The 15,855-nt window shown below is 63.4% G+C and carries 15 protein-coding genes and 1 riboswitch; of the genes, 4 read left to right on the top strand and 11 right to left on the bottom strand.

What is annotated here, in order from left to right:
* Positions 1-85: 85 nt before the first annotated feature.
* The 5 genes from QMG46_RS08610 to QMG46_RS08630 all read right to left on the bottom strand — a co-directional run bounded on the left by QMG46_RS08610 (position 86) and on the right by QMG46_RS08630 (position 5,281).
* A complete protein-coding gene (locus QMG46_RS08610; protein ID WP_281852090.1) occupies positions 86-988 on the bottom strand; it encodes a CPBP family intramembrane glutamic endopeptidase in 903 nt (300 codons plus the stop codon).
* A gap of 57 nt (positions 989-1,045) precedes the next feature.
* Positions 1,046-2,647: a peptide chain release factor 3 gene (locus QMG46_RS08615; protein ID WP_281852091.1), complete on the bottom strand. Its 1,602-nt coding sequence runs from the start codon at positions 2,645-2,647 to the stop codon at positions 1,046-1,048.
* A 220-nt stretch (positions 2,648-2,867) separates the two neighbouring features.
* Positions 2,868-3,632: a M24 family metallopeptidase gene (locus tag QMG46_RS08620; RefSeq protein WP_281852092.1), complete on the bottom strand. Its 765-nt coding sequence runs from the start codon at positions 3,630-3,632 to the stop codon at positions 2,868-2,870.
* A 210-nt stretch (positions 3,633-3,842) separates the two neighbouring features.
* Positions 3,843-4,190 carry a DUF1304 domain-containing protein gene (locus tag QMG46_RS08625; RefSeq protein ID WP_281852093.1) on the bottom strand — a complete coding sequence of 116 codons (348 nt, stop codon included), beginning with the start codon at positions 4,188-4,190 and terminating at the stop codon, positions 3,843-3,845.
* A gap of 68 nt (positions 4,191-4,258) precedes the next feature.
* The gene (locus tag QMG46_RS08630) at positions 4,259-5,281 is read right to left on the bottom strand and encodes a cysteine synthase A (RefSeq protein WP_281852094.1); all 1,023 of its coding nucleotides are present in this window, start codon (positions 5,279-5,281) and stop codon (positions 4,259-4,261) included.
* Between the two features lie 203 nt (positions 5,282-5,484).
* Positions 5,485-5,602, top strand: a riboswitch (SAM riboswitch).
* A gap of 89 nt (positions 5,603-5,691) precedes the next feature.
* Here QMG46_RS08630 and QMG46_RS08635 point away from each other — a divergent pair.
* The 3 genes from QMG46_RS08635 to QMG46_RS08645 are packed head-to-tail and all read left to right on the top strand — an operon-like array spanning position 5,692 to position 9,024.
* The gene (locus QMG46_RS08635) at positions 5,692-6,714 is read left to right on the top strand and encodes a homoserine O-succinyltransferase MetX (RefSeq protein WP_281852095.1); all 1,023 of its coding nucleotides are present in this window, start codon (positions 5,692-5,694) and stop codon (positions 6,712-6,714) included.
* A 31-nt stretch (positions 6,715-6,745) separates the two neighbouring features.
* The gene (gene metB / locus QMG46_RS08640) at positions 6,746-7,942 is read left to right on the top strand and encodes a cystathionine gamma-synthase (RefSeq protein WP_281852096.1); all 1,197 of its coding nucleotides are present in this window, start codon (positions 6,746-6,748) and stop codon (positions 7,940-7,942) included.
* Entirely contained in the window at positions 7,939-9,024 is a 1,086-nt protein-coding gene (locus QMG46_RS08645) for a homoserine dehydrogenase family protein (RefSeq protein ID WP_281852097.1), read from the top strand. The genes metB and QMG46_RS08645 overlap by 4 nt, the downstream gene beginning before the upstream one ends.
* 82 nt (positions 9,025-9,106) lie before the next feature.
* On the opposite strand, the gene QMG46_RS08650 is transcribed toward QMG46_RS08645, so the two are convergent.
* Positions 9,107-10,708, bottom strand: coding sequence for an APC family permease (locus QMG46_RS08650; protein WP_281852098.1), 1,602 nt, complete (start codon positions 10,706-10,708; stop codon positions 9,107-9,109).
* A 171-nt stretch (positions 10,709-10,879) separates the two neighbouring features.
* A complete protein-coding gene (locus QMG46_RS08655; RefSeq protein WP_281852099.1) occupies positions 10,880-12,262 on the bottom strand; it encodes an L-serine ammonia-lyase in 1,383 nt (460 codons plus the stop codon).
* A gap of 72 nt (positions 12,263-12,334) precedes the next feature.
* On the opposite strand from QMG46_RS08655, the gene QMG46_RS08660 reads away from it, so the two are divergent.
* A complete protein-coding gene (locus QMG46_RS08660) occupies positions 12,335-12,577 on the top strand; it encodes a glutaredoxin family protein (protein WP_281852100.1) in 243 nt (80 codons plus the stop codon).
* On the opposite strand, the gene QMG46_RS08665 is transcribed toward QMG46_RS08660, so the two are convergent.
* Genes QMG46_RS08665 through QMG46_RS08680 form a run of 4 tightly spaced genes read right to left on the bottom strand, consistent with a single transcriptional unit; the run spans position 12,574 to position 15,740 of the window.
* Positions 12,574-13,947, bottom strand: coding sequence for a GTP-binding protein (locus QMG46_RS08665; RefSeq protein ID WP_281852101.1), 1,374 nt, complete (start codon positions 13,945-13,947; stop codon positions 12,574-12,576). The genes QMG46_RS08660 and QMG46_RS08665 overlap by 4 nt on opposite strands.
* Positions 13,948-13,957: 10 nt before the next feature.
* A complete protein-coding gene (locus tag QMG46_RS08670) occupies positions 13,958-14,518 on the bottom strand; it encodes a YceI family protein (RefSeq protein ID WP_281852102.1) in 561 nt (186 codons plus the stop codon).
* Positions 14,515-15,093 (bottom strand): cytochrome b, encoded by a 579-nt coding sequence (locus QMG46_RS08675; protein ID WP_281852103.1) that lies wholly within the window; start codon positions 15,091-15,093, stop codon positions 14,515-14,517. The genes QMG46_RS08670 and QMG46_RS08675 overlap by 4 nt, the downstream gene beginning before the upstream one ends.
* A complete protein-coding gene (locus QMG46_RS08680) occupies positions 15,090-15,740 on the bottom strand; it encodes a YceI family protein (protein ID WP_281852104.1) in 651 nt (216 codons plus the stop codon). Before QMG46_RS08680 ends, QMG46_RS08675 begins: the two co-directional genes overlap by 4 nt.
* Positions 15,741-15,855: the final 115 nt, after the last annotated feature.

Here is a 15,855-nt window from a genome sequence, read left to right on the forward strand (position 1 = left end):
TTGGTTTTGAACGGGAGCCTCGCTCGAGGCTGCACCGTCGGGTTTTTGTCTGCGTCCGCCATCCCAGTCGGTCGCGAGTGAAACTTCAGTGACGATGCCAGCTTGGTGCAATGAACGAGCGTCGGCGCCAGGCTACGATCAAGAGCGCCGTGGTGAATGTCGAACAGATCAGCAGTGCGACAACCGATGCCTCGGCGCCGAAGACGCCGCCGCTCAGCCAGCTCGGCCCGGTGCGATAGGACACTAGCCAGCCGTCGGCGTGTGTTCCGGAAACCGGGACGCCGAAGACGGTGCCTTGCATGAAGTTCCAGGCCGCGTGCATGCCCATGCAAGGCCATAGCGAGCGGGTGACGTGGTAGAGCATACCCAGCATCAGGCCGGCTTCGATGGCGATCGCCGCCGAGCTCCACAGCGTCGCGCCAGGATTGAAGATATGCGCCGCGCCGAAGAACAGCGCCGAGATCACCAGTGCCCAGACCGTTCCCATGCCCTCTTCGACGATGCGAAACAGCACGCCGCGGGTGATGATTTCTTCGGCGATACCCGCGCTCAGGCCCGTGGTCAGCAGGGCCGGTAGCCAATCGGCACGGGGGTTGGTGCCGGTCACGTGATACACGCCAAGCAGCCACAGCACGCCGGCGACGGCGCTGAAGAGCACGGTCCCGATAACGAGGCCCAGGCTGACGCCCAGGGGCAGGGTGCGCGGCGATAGCTCATGCGGACTACGCCGTTCTATCAGGCGCACCAACAGCAGGTAGGCGACGACTGCGGGGAGCACCTCGCTCAGCAGGTTGGCGAGCGCACGCTCTACCGGTGCTGCCTTGGAATCGCCGAATCCCGTTGCGGCCAGGCCCAGATTCATAACGGTGTTCAGGACAATCATCGTGATCGTGAAGAACACGATCCGCCCCAAGGGAGATAGCACTATCCACCGTTGCCATTCCGGGGCATCGGCCGGTGTCGTGAAGGCAAGTTCTCCCGGCTGCATATATTCCCCTGTCTGGCCGCGGTCTGTAGCCAGATTACCCAAGTTTGGAGATCACGTTTAGACGTCGAGCGAAGTGGCGTGCTCACGGGTGGCGGAAAAGCGTACATCGGGCCAGCGTTCCTGGGCCAATTGCAGGTTGACCCGCGAAGGGGCCAGATAGACCAGTTCGCCGGCCGCATCGATGCCAAGGTTCAAGGCATTCTTTTCGCGGAATTCGGCGAGCTTCTTGGCGTCATCGCAGTGAATCCAGCGCGCAGTGACGACGCCGACCGTGTCGAAGCTGGCATCCACGCCATACTCGTCCTTGAGGCGGTAGGCGACCACGTCGAACTGCAGCACGCCGACCGCGCCCAGGACCAGGTCATTGCTCATCAACGGGCGGAAGAACTGCGTCGCGCCTTCTTCGGACAGCTGGGCCAGGCCCTTTTGCAGCGCTTTCATCTTCAGCGGGTCGCGCAGGCGCGCGCGGCGGAACAGCTCCGGGGCGAAGTTGGGAATGCCGGTGAAGCTGATCGGCTCGCCTTCGGTAAAGGTGTCGCCGATGCCGATGGTGCCGTGGTTGTGCAGGCCGATGACGTCGCCCGGATAGGCCGACTCGACGATTTCGCGGTCGCTGGCCATGAAGGTCAGTGCATTGGCGATCCGCACCTCTTTGTTGGTGCGTGCCTGCACCATCTTCATGCCTGCGCTATAGGTGCCAGAGCAGATGCGCATGAACGCGATACGGTCGCGGTGGGCGGGGTCCATATTCGCCTGAATCTTGAAGACGAAACCGGTGAGCTTTTCCTCTTCCGGCTCGATCGTGCGGCCCAGGGTGGCCCGGGGCTTGGGCGACGGGGCGTTTTCGACGAAGAAATCCAGCAGCAGCTGGACGCCGAAGTTGTTCACCGCCGAGCCGAAGAACACCGGCGTCTGCTTGCCGGCCAGGTAGAGCTCGAGATCGAAGGGGTTGGATGCGCCCAGCACCAGCTCCAGCTCGTCGCGCAGCTCGGCCAGGGCCTCGGCGCCGACCAGGGCTTCCAGGCCGGGTGCGTCCAGGCCCTTGAAGATGGTCGAATCCTGGCGCGTGAAGTTCTTGCCCTGCTCGAACACGTGCACTTCGTCCAGCAACAGGTGATACACGCCCTTCAGGCGCTGGCCCATGCCGATCGGCCAGGTCAGCGGCGCGCAGGCGATGCCCAGCACCGACTCCACTTCATCGAGCAGCTCGATCGGCGAACGGCCCTCGCGGTCGAGCTTGTTGATGAAGGTCATGATCGGCGTGTCGCGCAGACGGCACACCTCCATCAGCTTGATCGTGCGTTCCTCCACGCCCTTGGCGCAGTCGATCACCATCAGCGCGGAGTCGACCGCGGTGAGCACACGGTAGGTGTCTTCGGAGAAGTCCGCGTGGCCTGGGGTATCGAGCAGGTTGACGATGCGTCCTTCATACGGGAACTGCATCACCGACGAGGTCACGGAAATGCCGCGTTCCTTTTCCAAGGCCATCCAGTCGGAGGTGGCGTGCCGCGCCGCCTTGCGTCCCTTCACCGAGCCGGCCATCTGGATGGCACCGCCGAACAACAGCAGTTTTTCAGTCAGCGTGGTCTTGCCGGCGTCAGGGTGGCTGACGATGGCGAAGGTGCGGCGACGGCGGGTTTCTTCGAGATGCGTGGACATGGAGGGCGGGCATGCGATGGGCGAACCGCCAATGATACCAGCCGGTTGGAGCCGGGAAGGGAAAACTTGAGGCGCGTCAGGTTCTTCCCCAGCCCTGGCGCACTACATCCGCACCACTTGCCCGCCCTCGGCCCGTCGCAATGGCGGCCGATAGGCCGCCACTCTGCCTTCGGCGCTCGCCGCATAGGCAGCTGCCCTGGCGCGACGTTCGTCCAGCCCGCTAACCGAGCAGCAGGTCTTCGTAGAACGCCCCGTAAGGTTCAGTCGGATGCGCAATCTGGATTTCCAGAATCCACAGTCCAGAGGACGGTGTGGCATCCAGTTCGCCAAGATCGCCAGCCTTATGAATCGAATGTGGAAAATCGCTAACCCTATGACCTTTGATCGCATGATTGAACCGCCACCCCATCGTCTCAGCCTGCTGTTCGGCAAACGCGTAGAGCGCCTGCCCACTGATGCCATCCCTGCGCCACGCCTCGGCGACGATTCGATGCAGCTCACGCGCGGCGTCGGCACAGGCCTGACGTTCGGGTGCGTGTCCGGTCACGAAGGTGTCGCCCACATCGCCCTCGTGGCCGTCGAAAACCAGGCCCAGGTCGATGAAATAGATGTCGTTCTCGCCGAGCCGCACGCTGTCGTCGGAGCGCTCGCGATAAATCTTGGTGGTATTGGCACCGATCCGGACGATAGTCGGGTGCCAGAGCCGTTCCATGCCGAGGCTTTCGAAAACGGCGGCCGCTTCGGTACGTGCCTCGGGTTCGCTGATGCCGGGGCGCATCCGTTCACGGATGCCTTGCAATGCCTGCCAGGAGAGTTCGCGCGCCCGCTGCATCAGGGCAGGGTCAAAGCGTGTACCGACGGCTTCTCGTTGGGGGGCTACTGCATTCAAAGGGGCTGTTTCGCTTGCGGCTTGGGGACATAAATGCGCGAGGCCTGCGGCCTTTTGTCGCGCACACCCCAAGCCTGCCACTTCGGTCGATGACATGCATGCGGCGGAGCACCATGCCGCTGTGTGGGCAGCAGCAAGCGTTCAACGAGGTGAAGCGTTGAGGGGTGTTCGAATAAACCTCAGTGTTCATCGTCGTCCCGGCGAACGCCGGGACCCAGTGTCTTGCTCGGGCGTGTCGAAGGCGCTGGGCCCCGGCGTTCGCCGGGGCGACGGACGGAGATGACGCTAGAGGTTCTCTTCAGCAGCTCAGACGAACAGCAGCACCAGCCCAATAGCCGCAGGCAAGGCCTGGACATAGAGAATCTTCCGGCTGGCGGTAAAGCCGCCATAGATGCCGGCGATCAGTACGCAGCCCAGGAAGAACATCGCCACATCGCTGCGATGCGCGGCCAGCGCCCACACCAGTCCGGCGGCGAGAAAGCCGTTATAGAGCCCCTGGTTGGCCGCCAGCGTCTTCGATTGCGCGGCGAATTCCGCAGTCAGGCCGAATGCCCGGCGGCCCGCAGGCTTGTCCCACAGGAACATCTCCAGCACCAGAAAGTAGACGTGCAGCAGGGCGACGATGGCAATGACGATGCTTGCGGCGATGGACATGGTGCTCCCCTTGTATTCGGCGCAGTTTTACACGCCAGCGCCGTAATAACGAAGAGGGCTGCTATGCCTCAGGGGGCGGGAGGGAAGGCTTGGTCCAGCCAATCCGGTACCGGAATGCCTTTGCTGCGCAAAAAAGCCGGGTTGAACAACTTCGCCTGGTAGCGCGTTCCTGCATCGGCCAGCACGGTGACGATCGTATGGCCAGGCCCGAGCTCACGCGCCAGGCGGATAGCTCCGGCGACATTGACGCCGCTGGAGCCGCCGACGCACCAGCCCTCTTCGTGCAGAAGGGTATGGGCGATGGGTACGGACTCCTCATCCGGGATCGACCAGGCCAGGTCGATCGGCGCGCCATCGAAATTCGCGGTGATCCGGCTTGATCCGATGCCTTCGCTGATCGAATTGCCCTCGGCGACCAGTTCACCGGTTCGTACGTAGTGCGCCAAGGCCGAGCCCGCCGGGTCGGCCAGGCCGATGCGGACCGATGGTTTCCGGGCCTTCAGGGCGCGCCCCACGCCGGCCAGGGTGCCCCCGGTGCCGGCGGCACAGACGAAGCCATCGAGCTGCCCCGCGGTTTCCTCCCAGATCTCGACACCGGTGGTGGCTTCGTGAAAATCGCGATTGGCGGTGTTGTCGAACTGGTTGGCGAACCAGGTGCTGCCCGGGTCGGCCTCGTTCATCGCCTGGGCCTGCGCCCGCGCATGGTGGGCGTAGTGGCCGGGATCCTTGTAAGGCACCGCGGGCACCAGGCGCACCTCGGCGCCGGACAGGCGCAGCGCGTCGATCTTTTCGCGGCTTTGCGTCTCGGGCATGAAGATGAGCGTGCGGTAGCCCCGGCTGGCGCCAAGCAGCCCCAACCCGATGCCGGTATTGCCGGCCGTGCCCTCCACGATGGTGCCGCCGGTGCGGATCAGTCCGCGCCGCTCGGCGTCATCGAGCAGACCTAGCGCGGTGCGGTCCTTGATCGAGCCGCCCGGATTCAGGAACTCGGCCTTGGCCAGAATGTGGCAGCCGGTGAGCTTGGACGGGCCACGCAGGCGCAGCAGCGGCGTGTGGCCCACGGTGGCGGGAAAGTCGGCACGAATGCTCATCGGATAGCCGGATTTTGAAGGTCTAGGAAGCCTCCAGCTTATGCCTTTGCGGCATGAGATGGCAGCGCTCCATGTTTTTGCGAATGCGGCGCAAACCCGCGCTGTGACTGGCCTTATGACATTTCGTTACAAGATGGAAAGATATACGCCTAGACGTTTAGACGTCTATTGACACACGAATGGATGGTCACTAAAGTCTGCTGCACTCATCGAGACCGGCTGAGGGACAGGCCCTTTGAAGCCGGGGCAACCTGCAGATTTCCTGCAACGGTGCCAACTCCTGCGGAGGCGTTCCCCAAAAACGCCGACGAGAGATGGGTTGAATTCCTTATGCCGCGCGTTCTGCGTGGCAAGGGCTTCAAACCTCTCTTAGGTCCGCAGGGCGATGGACGAACCGGAGAGCGTTTCAGATGCCCAGCCAAGCCAATCCCGTGCCGCCGCCAGTGTTCGCCGCAACCTCGTTGCCGGCTGCAGCTGCACGTGGGGATCTCACCGCTCAGCGCAGCACCCGGCGCGTCACGCTGACGCCCAAGTACGGCGCGACGCCGTGCGAAGTCGATGTGCGCTATCTCTGGTGCGGCGCGCCGGATGCGCCAACGGTGATCGTGCAGGGCGGTATTTCCGCCGATCGCGACGCGGTGACTTTCGGCGATCAGGCTGCCGGTTGGTGGCAGGAATTCATCGGTGCGGGCCGTACCGTCGATCTCGATCGTTATCGCGTGCTGTCGATCGACTGGCTGACGCCCGCCGAGCTGGGCCATGCGCAGGCCATCTCCAGCGAAGATCAGGCCGATGCGCTGGCGGCCCTGGTCGATGCGCTCGGGATCGGTCGCGTGCACGCTTTCATCGGTTACTCGTATGGCGGCATGACCGGCCTGGCATTTGCCGCACGTCATCCGTATCTACTCGATCGCCTGGTACTGCTGGGTAGCGCCCATCGTCCGCATCCGCTGGCGACGGCGCAGCGCTCCGTGCAACGCAGCATCGTGCGTCTTGGCGTGGAAAGCGGTCAGCCGGAGCAGGCGCTGGCGCTGGCGCGTCAGCTGGCGATGACCACCTATCGTGGCAGCGAAGAATTCGTGCGCCGTTTTGCCTCCGCACCCGAGTATCGCGACGGTCGTTTTCATTTCCCGGTCGAGGACTATCTCGAGCAGGCCGGGCGCCAGTTCGTCGCGCGCTTCGATATCGATCGCTATCTCGCCTTGTCCGAGTCGATCGATCTGCATGACGTGCGGCCGGAACAGGTGCCGACGCGCACCACGCTGATCGGCACGCCGTCCGATCGCCTCGTGCCACTGGCCGATCTGTGCGAATTGCAACGTCGCCTGCAAGGGCCGGCATCGCTGGAAGTGATCGATTCGCCGTACGGCCACGACGCCTTTCTCAAAGAATCCGACCGCCTCGCGCCGCTGTTGCGCGAAGCGCTGGCTTGAACCCAAGAAACGAGTATCCGGAGTTACCTTCATGAGCGACACCACCGCCCCCTGTACCCGCGCCGTGCGCGCCGGCATCGAATCGGATACGCAACACGGCGCGGTGGTGCCGGCTTTGCACCTATCGACCAATTACAGTTTCGAAGGCCTGGGCAAGAAGCGCGCGTACGACTATTCGCGCAGCGGCAATCCCACGCGCGACCTGTTGAGCGAAGCGCTGGCCGATCTGGAGCAGGGCGCGGGCGCGGTGGTGACCAGCAGCGGCATGTCGGCAGTGGCGCTCGCGCTGGAGCTGGTACCGGCCGGCGCAAAGATTCTCGCCGCACACGATTGCTATGGCGGTACCTGGCGCTTGTTCGATGCATGGGCGAAGAAGGGGCGCTTCAGCGTCGAATTCGTCGATCTCACCGATAGCCACGCCCTGGCCGCAGGCCTGGCCGGCAAGCCAGCGTTGGTGTGGGTGGAAACACCGTCAAACCCGTTGCTGCGCATTACCGATATCCGTCACGTGGCGCATGCCGCGCACGCCGCCGGCGCGCTGGTTGTCGTGGACAACACGTTCCTTTCGCCGGCGCTGCAGCAACCGTTGACGCTCGGCGCCGACGTGGTCGTGCACTCGACCACCAAGTACATCAACGGTCATAGCGATGTCGTCGGTGGCGCGGTGGTGGCACGCGACCCGGCTGTGGCCGAGCAGCTCAAGTGGTGGGGCAACTGCAATGGCCTGACCGGTGCCCCGTTCGACAGTTTCCTCACCTTGCGCGGCCTGCGAACGCTCAGCGTGCGTCTGCGCCAGCATCAGGAGAATGCGCTGCGCATCGCCGAGTTGCTCGACGGTCATGCCGCGGTACGCAAGGTGTACTACCCCGGTCTCGCGCAGCATGAAGGTCATGCGCTGGCGGCGCGTCAGCAGTCTGGTTTCGGCGCCATGCTCAGTGTCGAACTCGAAGGCGACTTCGCGCAGATCGAAGCCTTCGTCAATGGCTTGAGTTACTTCTCGCTAGCCGAGTCGCTCGGTGGCGTGGAAAGCCTGGTGGCGCATCCGGCATCGATGACCCACGCGGCGATGGCGCCCGAAGCCCGTCGTGCGGCGGGCATTGCCGATACGCTGATTCGTCTTTCTGTCGGCATCGAAGACGGCGACGATCTGCTGCGTGACCTGGGCCTGGGTCTGGAGCGTGCGCAGGCGGTGACCGCAAGTGAAAACAAACGCCGGGTGAGTGCATGAGCGCAGTGTTGGAGTCTGAGGCCTCCTCTTCTTCGCCTGTTGCCGCATCGAACGACATCGCCATCGTGCTGTTGGGCACAGGTGTGGTCGGTGGCGCTTTCCTCAAGCTCTTGTGTACACCCGCCGGCGCGCGTCTACGCCTGGTAGGGGCAGCCAACTCGCGTCGGCAGCAGGTTGAGCCCGAGCAACTGGCTGCCCGCGATCTGCGCGAGCGATTGAAGCAGCAAGGTGCCGCTCGGGACGACAAGATATTGCTGGCGACGCTCGATGCCAGTCGTGCATCGATCAAGGTCGTGATCGACGCTACCGCATCGGCCGATCTGGCCACGCGCCACACCGAATGGCTGGCGTGTGGTTATCACGTAGTGACGGCGAACAAGTCGCTGGCCGGTGGTCAGTTGAGCGGTTGGCGTGCCTTGCAGGCCGCGCGTGCCGGTGGTGCGCGCTATGGCGATGCCGCGACCGTCGGTGCCGGCCTGCCGGTGATCTCGACCTTGCGCCGTCTGCGCGATTGCGGCGACAGCCTGCTTACGCTCGAAGGCGTGTTTTCCGGTTCGTTGTCGTACCTGTTCAATCAATACGACGGCACGCGCCCGTTCTCCGCGTTGCTGCGCGACGCGCGCAAGCTTGGCTACACCGAGCCTGATCCGCGCGCGGATCTTTCTGGTGAAGACGTGGCGCGCAAGCTGCTCATTCTCGCGCGCAATGCCGGCTTTGCTCTGGGTTCGGACGAAGTGGTGGTCGAGAGTCTGGTGCCGGAGCATTTGCGTGATCTGAGCGCGGACGTCTTCCTCGATCGTCTGGAAGAGCTGGATGCACCGTTGGCAGCACGCCATGACGAAGCGCGTTCGCGCGGTCACGTACTGCGTTTCCTGGCAAGGCTCAATCAGCGCGGTCGCGCACGCGTGGGCCTGGTGGAAGTGCCTGTGACCCATCCTGCGGCGCGTCTTTACGGGACCGACAACCAGTTTGCGCTGACGACCACGCGCTACAACACCCAGCCGCTGGTGATCCAGGGGCCGGGCGCGGGTCCTGAGGTGACGGCGCAGGCGTTGTTGGGCGACGTGCTCGCGTTGGGCTGAGCGAAACTCTACCTAAGCTTGCAGGAGAGGTTGGCGGGATTTGTGGACGTAAAAAAAGCCGGGCATGTGCCCGGCTTTTTGCTTACGAATGCGCTTCGAGTTGCGCTTGTTCAACCGACGGTGTGCGCCAGCCCGACTTGGATCCCCAGATGAAAAAGATCAGGCCGACGACGGCGACGACGCCCAGGTCGATACCGTACGGAATGAAATCCTTGCCGCCGAAATTCTTGCTGCCGATCCACGATACGAAGGCGATGGTCGGCAGGTAGACGATCAGCCACCACGCGCCCTTTAGCTGACGACCGAAATCGTGCCAGCCGGCTTTGGCCTGGTAATACAGATACACCGGCAGGGCGACCACCATCAGTACGATGATTTCTCCGGTCAGCGGCCACGTCGCCCAGTACAGCAGTTCGGTCGCCAGGATAAACGCCAGCGCGGCCAGTATCGGCAAGCCGGCGATGCGCAGCGGACGGTGCAGGTCGGGCGCGGTGCGACGCAGCGTCATCGCACTGACCGGGCCGGTCAGGTACGAAATGATCGTGGCGACCGAGATCACCGCTGCCAGCGTGCCCCAACCGCGGAAGAAGAACAGGAACAGGAAGGACACTGCCAGGTTCAGCCACATCGCCGGACGCGGTACGCCGAACACGGGATGGATGTGGCCCAGCACCTTCGGCAGCGTGCCATTGCGCTCCATACCGTAGATCATGCGCGCAGTGGTAGCCGTATAGGTGATGCCGGTGCCGCTGGGGCTGATGAAGGCGTCCAGGAACAGCAGGTTCGCCAGCCAATGCAGATTCACCAGGATCGCCAGCTGCGCAAACGGCGAGCTGAAATCGATGCCATGCCAGCCGGCTTTGGCCAGCAGGTCCTGCGGCACCGAGCCGATATAGGCGACCTGCAGAATCACATAGACGACGGTCGCCAGCGCGATGGAGCCCAGCACGGCAAAAGGAATGCTCTTGCCGGGATTGCGCGCCTCGCCGGCTAGGTTCACCGGGCTTTGGAAACCATTGAAGCTGAAGACGATACCGGCGGTTGCGACAGCGGTCAGTACGGCCGCGATATCGATCGAATGCGCTTCGCCATGGATACCGACCGAGAAATTCTCCCGATGGAAGCCGCTGGCTATCAATGCGATGCCGGTAGCCGCAGGCACGATCAGCTTGAACACGGTGATCGCCGTGTTGGAGCGCGCGAACAACTTGACGCTCCAGAAGTTGATCAGGAAGTAGATGATGACCAGCACAGCGGCGATCGCCAGGCCTGGCGGTGTCAGCTCGCCATGGCCGCCCGGCGCGTGCATGTACAGGTCCTGGGCCCACTGCCATTTCCAGCCGGCCATATATTGCACGGAGGCTTCAGCCTCGACCGGAATTACCGAAACGATCGCGATCCAGTTGGCCCAGGCGCCGATAAAGCCAACCAGCGAACCATGCGAGTAATGGCTGTAACGCACCATGCCGCCCGATTCGGGGAACATCGCACCGAGTTCGGCGTAAGTCAGCGCAATCGTCATGATGATCGCCGCACCGAGCACCCAGGCCCATACCGCGCCAGGGCCCGCCAGACCGGCCGCCTTCCAGGCACCGAACAGCCAGCCTGAGCCGATAATCGAGCCGAGACCGGTAAGCATCAGAGCGAAGGGGCCGACGTCGCGGCGGATCGAGCTGGAGGACATGGCTAACTTTCCCGTTGCACGGCCCAGGGGGCCATAAAGTCCGGGATGGTCGCAAAGACGGGCGGTTATGTCACGTCGAGCCTGGGCCAGTCACGCGAACCTGGTGTAAGGCGCTCCCTCGGCCGGGGTGGATTCCGGCCGGAAGTGAGCCTGGATAGCGTCAAGGCGCGATCAGCACTCGATCACATTGACGGCCAGACCGCCGCGCGAGGTTTCCTTGTACTTGTCCTTCATGTCGCGGCCGGTGTCGCGCATGGTGGCGATCACCTTGTCCAGCGAGACGCGATGCTTGCCATCGCTCTTGAGCGCCATGCGGCTGGCATTGATGGCCTTGACCGAGCCCATCGCGTTGCGTTCGATGCAGGGGATCTGCACCAGGCCGCCGATCGGGTCGCAGGTGAGTCCCAGGTTGTGCTCCATGCCGATCTCGGCGGCGTTCTCCACCTGCAGCACGCTGCCGCCCAGTGCGGCGGTAAGACCGCCGGCCGCCATCGAGCAGGCGACGCCGACCTCGCCCTGGCAGCCGACTTCGGCGCCGGAGATGGAGGCGTTCTCCTTGTAAAGGATGCCGATTGCCGCAGCGGTGAGCAGAAAGTCGATCACGCCTTTCTCGTCGGATTTCGGGCAGAACCGCACGAAGTAATGCAGCACCGCCGGCACGATACCTGCTGCACCGTTGGTCGGCGCCGTGACCACCCGGCCGCCGGCCGCGTTTTCTTCGTTGACGGCCAGCGCGTAGAGATTGACCCAGTCCAGAATCGTCAACGGATCCTTCAACGAGGCTTCCGGCTCACGCCTCAGGTCTTCGGCCATGGCCGGAGCGCGGCGTGTCACTTTCAAGCCGCCCGGCAAGGTGCCCGGTGAGCGCAGGCCGCGTTGCACGCAATCCTGCATCGCCTTCCAGATCGTGATCAGGCCGTCGCGGATCTCCTGCTCGCTGCGCCAGACCTTTTCGTTTTCCAGCATCAGTTGCGCGATCGACAGATGATGCTGTTTGCACAACGACAGCAATTCGTCGCCGGTCGAGAATGGGTAGGGCAGTTCGGTGGTATCGGCAACGATGCGGTCTTCGGCCGCTTCGTCGGGGTTGACCACGAAGCCGCCGCCGACCGAGTAATAGTCGCGCGTGGCAAGCACGTTGCCATCGGCGTCATAAGCGGAAAAGCGCATGCCGTTGGTGTGAAACGGCAGTTTCTGGCGCTTGTTGAAGACCAGGTCGCTCTTCTCGTCGAAGTCGATCTCGTGCTTGCCGAGCACGTTCAAGCGATGCGTGTGACGAATGCGCTCCAGCGTCGCCGGAATACGGTCGGGGTCGACGCTGTCGGGGTGCTCGCCTTCGAAACCCAGCAGCACGGCCTTGTCCGTACCGTGGCCTCGGCCGGTCATGGCCAGCGACCCGAACAGCTCGGCGCGCACGCGCACCACGCGATCGAGCGCGCCTTTTTCCTCCAGCCAGTGCTCGCAAAAACGAGCGGCTGCGCGCATCGGTCCAACCGTATGCGAGGAAGACGGACCGATACCGATCTTGAACAAGTCGAATACGCTGACAGCCATGGTTTTCTTTCAGCTCAGGGGCGACGATGGGGGAACCGGCTATTCTACGCGTGCTGCATCCCGGTAACAGCCATGGCCGACCTGACCCTCTATCAACGCGATTATTGCCACCTCTGCGACCAGGCGCTTGCGGTAATGGCGCAAGCCCGTGCGCCGGATTTCGACAGCGTGTGGGTAGACGATAGCCCGGCGCTGGAAGGCCGCTACGGCACGCGTGTCCCGGTCTTGCGGGACAATCGCGACGGGCGCGAACTGGATTGGCCCTTTGATGCCGACGCAGTACAGGCTTTTGTTGCTGCGCTGCAGCAGCTTTAGCGAGCTGCCGAGGTTTTCAGCCGCCTGAGAATTTCCTCGCGCGCTTCGCGCAGGATGGAGTCGCGATCCAGGCTGGCGACGACCTCGGCCACGGCACGCTTGGCACCGAGCTCGCCCCAGGATTTGCCGGCGACCAGATAGCGCTCCGCCGCGCGACCGATCAATACGGTGGCGTACCAGGCCATCGCGCCCTGTGCGGCGGCGGTGACCAGCACCGACAAGCCGGCACTCACGCCCTTCAATGCCGATGCGGCGAGCTGCATGCCCCAGATCGCCCCCATCAGCGCCGCCAGTTGGGCGGAAATCACCGCGACCAGCCGGCCCGACTCGGCGCGTGTCAGCGGCAAGCCGTACAAACGCGAAAGCTGTACCACCATCGCGGCATCCAGGCCGGCGGCGGCGAGCAGGTCCGCTACCGGGATCGGATTCAATGCGACCGCGACACCCTTGGCCAGGCAGTAGTTGCGGATCAGCCGCGTTGCCATGTGGCGGCGGGTGTCGGCGATGCGTGCCGATACCTGATCGGTCAGCCGGCCGGCGTAGAGCCCGGCATTGAGTGCGGACAGCGTCTTGCCTTCGCGCCGGGCGATGTCCAGCAAGCGTTCGCGCAAGGCGGCCACATCCGGTGGAACGGTTTGCGTATGCGTGTGCTCGTGACCCGCGGCATCCGTGTCGATCGTCTGGCGCGGTGTGGGACGCGCAGCGACGGCAATCACATCGTCGGCGAGCAGCAGGCCGCGGGTGCGTTCGCGCAAATGAGCAAGCAGCGATTGCCGTTCATCGTCGCCATAACGGTCGGCTTTGTTCAACGCCAGCAGCAGCGGCCGCTGCGTCTGTGCCAGTACTTTCAATGCATCGAGTTCGTCACGGGTGAGGTCGCCGTCGGCGACGAACACCACCAGGTCGGCGATCTCGGCGACATCGAAGGCGAGACGCTCGCGCGCTTCGCCGTCCAGTTCGTTGATGCCGGGGGTGTCGATCAAGACCAGGCCGTCGTGCTCGGCTTCATCGAGCGTGGCCTGTTCGGCGAGGGTGGTCGTGCCGTGAAGGACGCCCACTTCGAACGCTTCGCGACCCAGCAGGGCATTGCCGAGCGCCGATTTGCCCGCCGATACGCGGCCGAAAACGGCGATATGCAATTCACCGCGATCGAGCCGCTCCAGCATGTTTTCGATACGGGTGAAATCGCCGGCCAGCTCGCTGCGAATAGCCGGCGGAATCGTCGGGTCGTCCAGTAGCTGACGCAGACTGTCGGCTACCTTGCCCTGAGCGCTCGTGCTCGACCCGCCGCTGGGGTGAGGGATATCAGCGGGCTGGCCGGCTGTTCCCAGCCAGCCGCGCATGCGTTGCCATAGCGTGTCCATCGCCATGGCCCGGAGCTTACTTTGCCGTGAGCGTCAGGTGCGCGTTGATCTTGACGTCGGGGCCGATGACCGACGTGTCGGCATACTCGCCGCTACCGACGCCGAAATCGAGGCGCTTGACGCTACCGGTGACATCGAGCGTGGCGCCGGTGCCCTGCGGCTTGAAGGTCACATTGAGGCTGACCGGCTTGGTGACGCCGTGCAGGGTCAGGTTGCCGTCGGCCACGACCTGGGCGCCGTTCTGGCGAAAGGCCGTGGTCACGAAATGCGCCTTGGGAAACTTGGCCGCGTTGAAGAAGTCCGGACCCGGCAATGCGCCGTCGCGATCGTTGTCGCCGGTCTTGGCGCTGGTCAGATCGACTTCGACATCGAACTTCGAGGTGGCGAGCTTGGCCGCGTCGTAGCTGATCGCCGCCGTCCACTTGCCGAACGTACCGTCGAAGCTCTGTCCCTGGAAATTGCTGGTAAAGCCAAGCTTGCTCGATGCCGGTTGCACGGTGTAGTCGGCAGCGCCGGCAACACCAGGAATCGCTGCGGCAAGCAGCAGGGGGAGCAGTTTGCGGGCGAACGAGGTCATGGTTTTTCTCCTTGTGAATTCGTATCGCGCAGTTTGCCGAACGGCAACATGCGGCGCAGGACATTATCTTTGTCGAACACGTGATGCTTCAGTGCGGCGCCGGCATGTGCCACCAGCACCAGCAGCAGAAAGTAAAAGAGATACTCGTGAATGCCGATCACGGTATGGGCGAGGTCCTCGTTCTTGCTCGCGATCGCCGGTAGGTTGAACAGCTTGAACCATTGCAGCGGAAAACCGCGCAGCGAATTGAACCACCAGCCGCTGAGCGGCAACGCCACGATCAACACATACAGCAGGCCGTGCACGACATGCGCGGAAACATGTTGCCAGCGCGGGCCCGGTTCGTCGGGCGGGCGACGATCCGCTACGCGCCACAGCAAGCGCAGCAGGAAAAGCGCGAGCACGGTAAGGCCGATGGACTTGTGCCAGGCGAACCAGCCGATCTTCTGCATGGGCGAATGCGCCAGATCCATGCACAGGCCGAAGATGCCGTTGCCAAGGATAGCCAGCGCCATCAGCCAATGGAAAAACTTGGCGACCGAGCCCCATTGATGGTCGTTGCTGCGCAGGCTCATGGTGATTCCTTCGGGTTCGGGTCTGTGGATGAAGTCGGCGCCGGAGCTTCGCTTGCCTTGCCGGCATCATCGTCCTTGATGGCTTCCAGTTCCAGCCACACGCTGACGCTTTGTCCGATCGAACCCTTGAATGCAGTCATGCCGAAATCAGCGCGGTTGAGCATCGCGTTGCCGGAAAAGCCGGCGACCGTATGCAACCCATAGATGGTCTTGGCGGCGCGATTGAAGGTGAAGTTGATGTCGATCGGTCTGGTGACGCCGCGCAGCGTCAAATTGCCATGCAAGACGCCATGGTTGGCGTCTTTCGACTCGACGCCGGTGCTGACGAAATGCGCGTAGCGGTTCTTCCCGCTATCGAGGAAATCGGGCTTGAGCACGGCGGTATTCCAGGCCGCGTCGCCCATGTCCAGGCTGGCCAGATCGATATCCAGCTCGGTGGATGCCTGGCTCAGGTTGGCAGGATCGAGGTGCAATACACCCTTGGCAATGTGCAGCCGCCCAAAAGGGCGTGAATAACCGTTGTGGTCGATGCTGAAAAGGATCTGGCTGTGCACGGTGTCGTAGCGATAGCTCGACTCGGCCGCCTGGACGGCACCGAACGAGCCAAGGCTCAGGAACGCATAGCAAAGCAGGGTTTTGATAGGCATAAGGGAAAGTCTGGCCGATGAGAGGGGGAACGCCAAGCTTCGAACTTGAAACGGATTGTTTCTCCCGTGAATAGTTCCAGCGATATCCCCCGGTTCAAATCCCGGCTGTCGTGGT

The organism is Dyella sp. GSA-30, assembly GCF_027924605.1.
GTDB lineage: Bacteria > Pseudomonadota > Gammaproteobacteria > Xanthomonadales > Rhodanobacteraceae > GSA-30.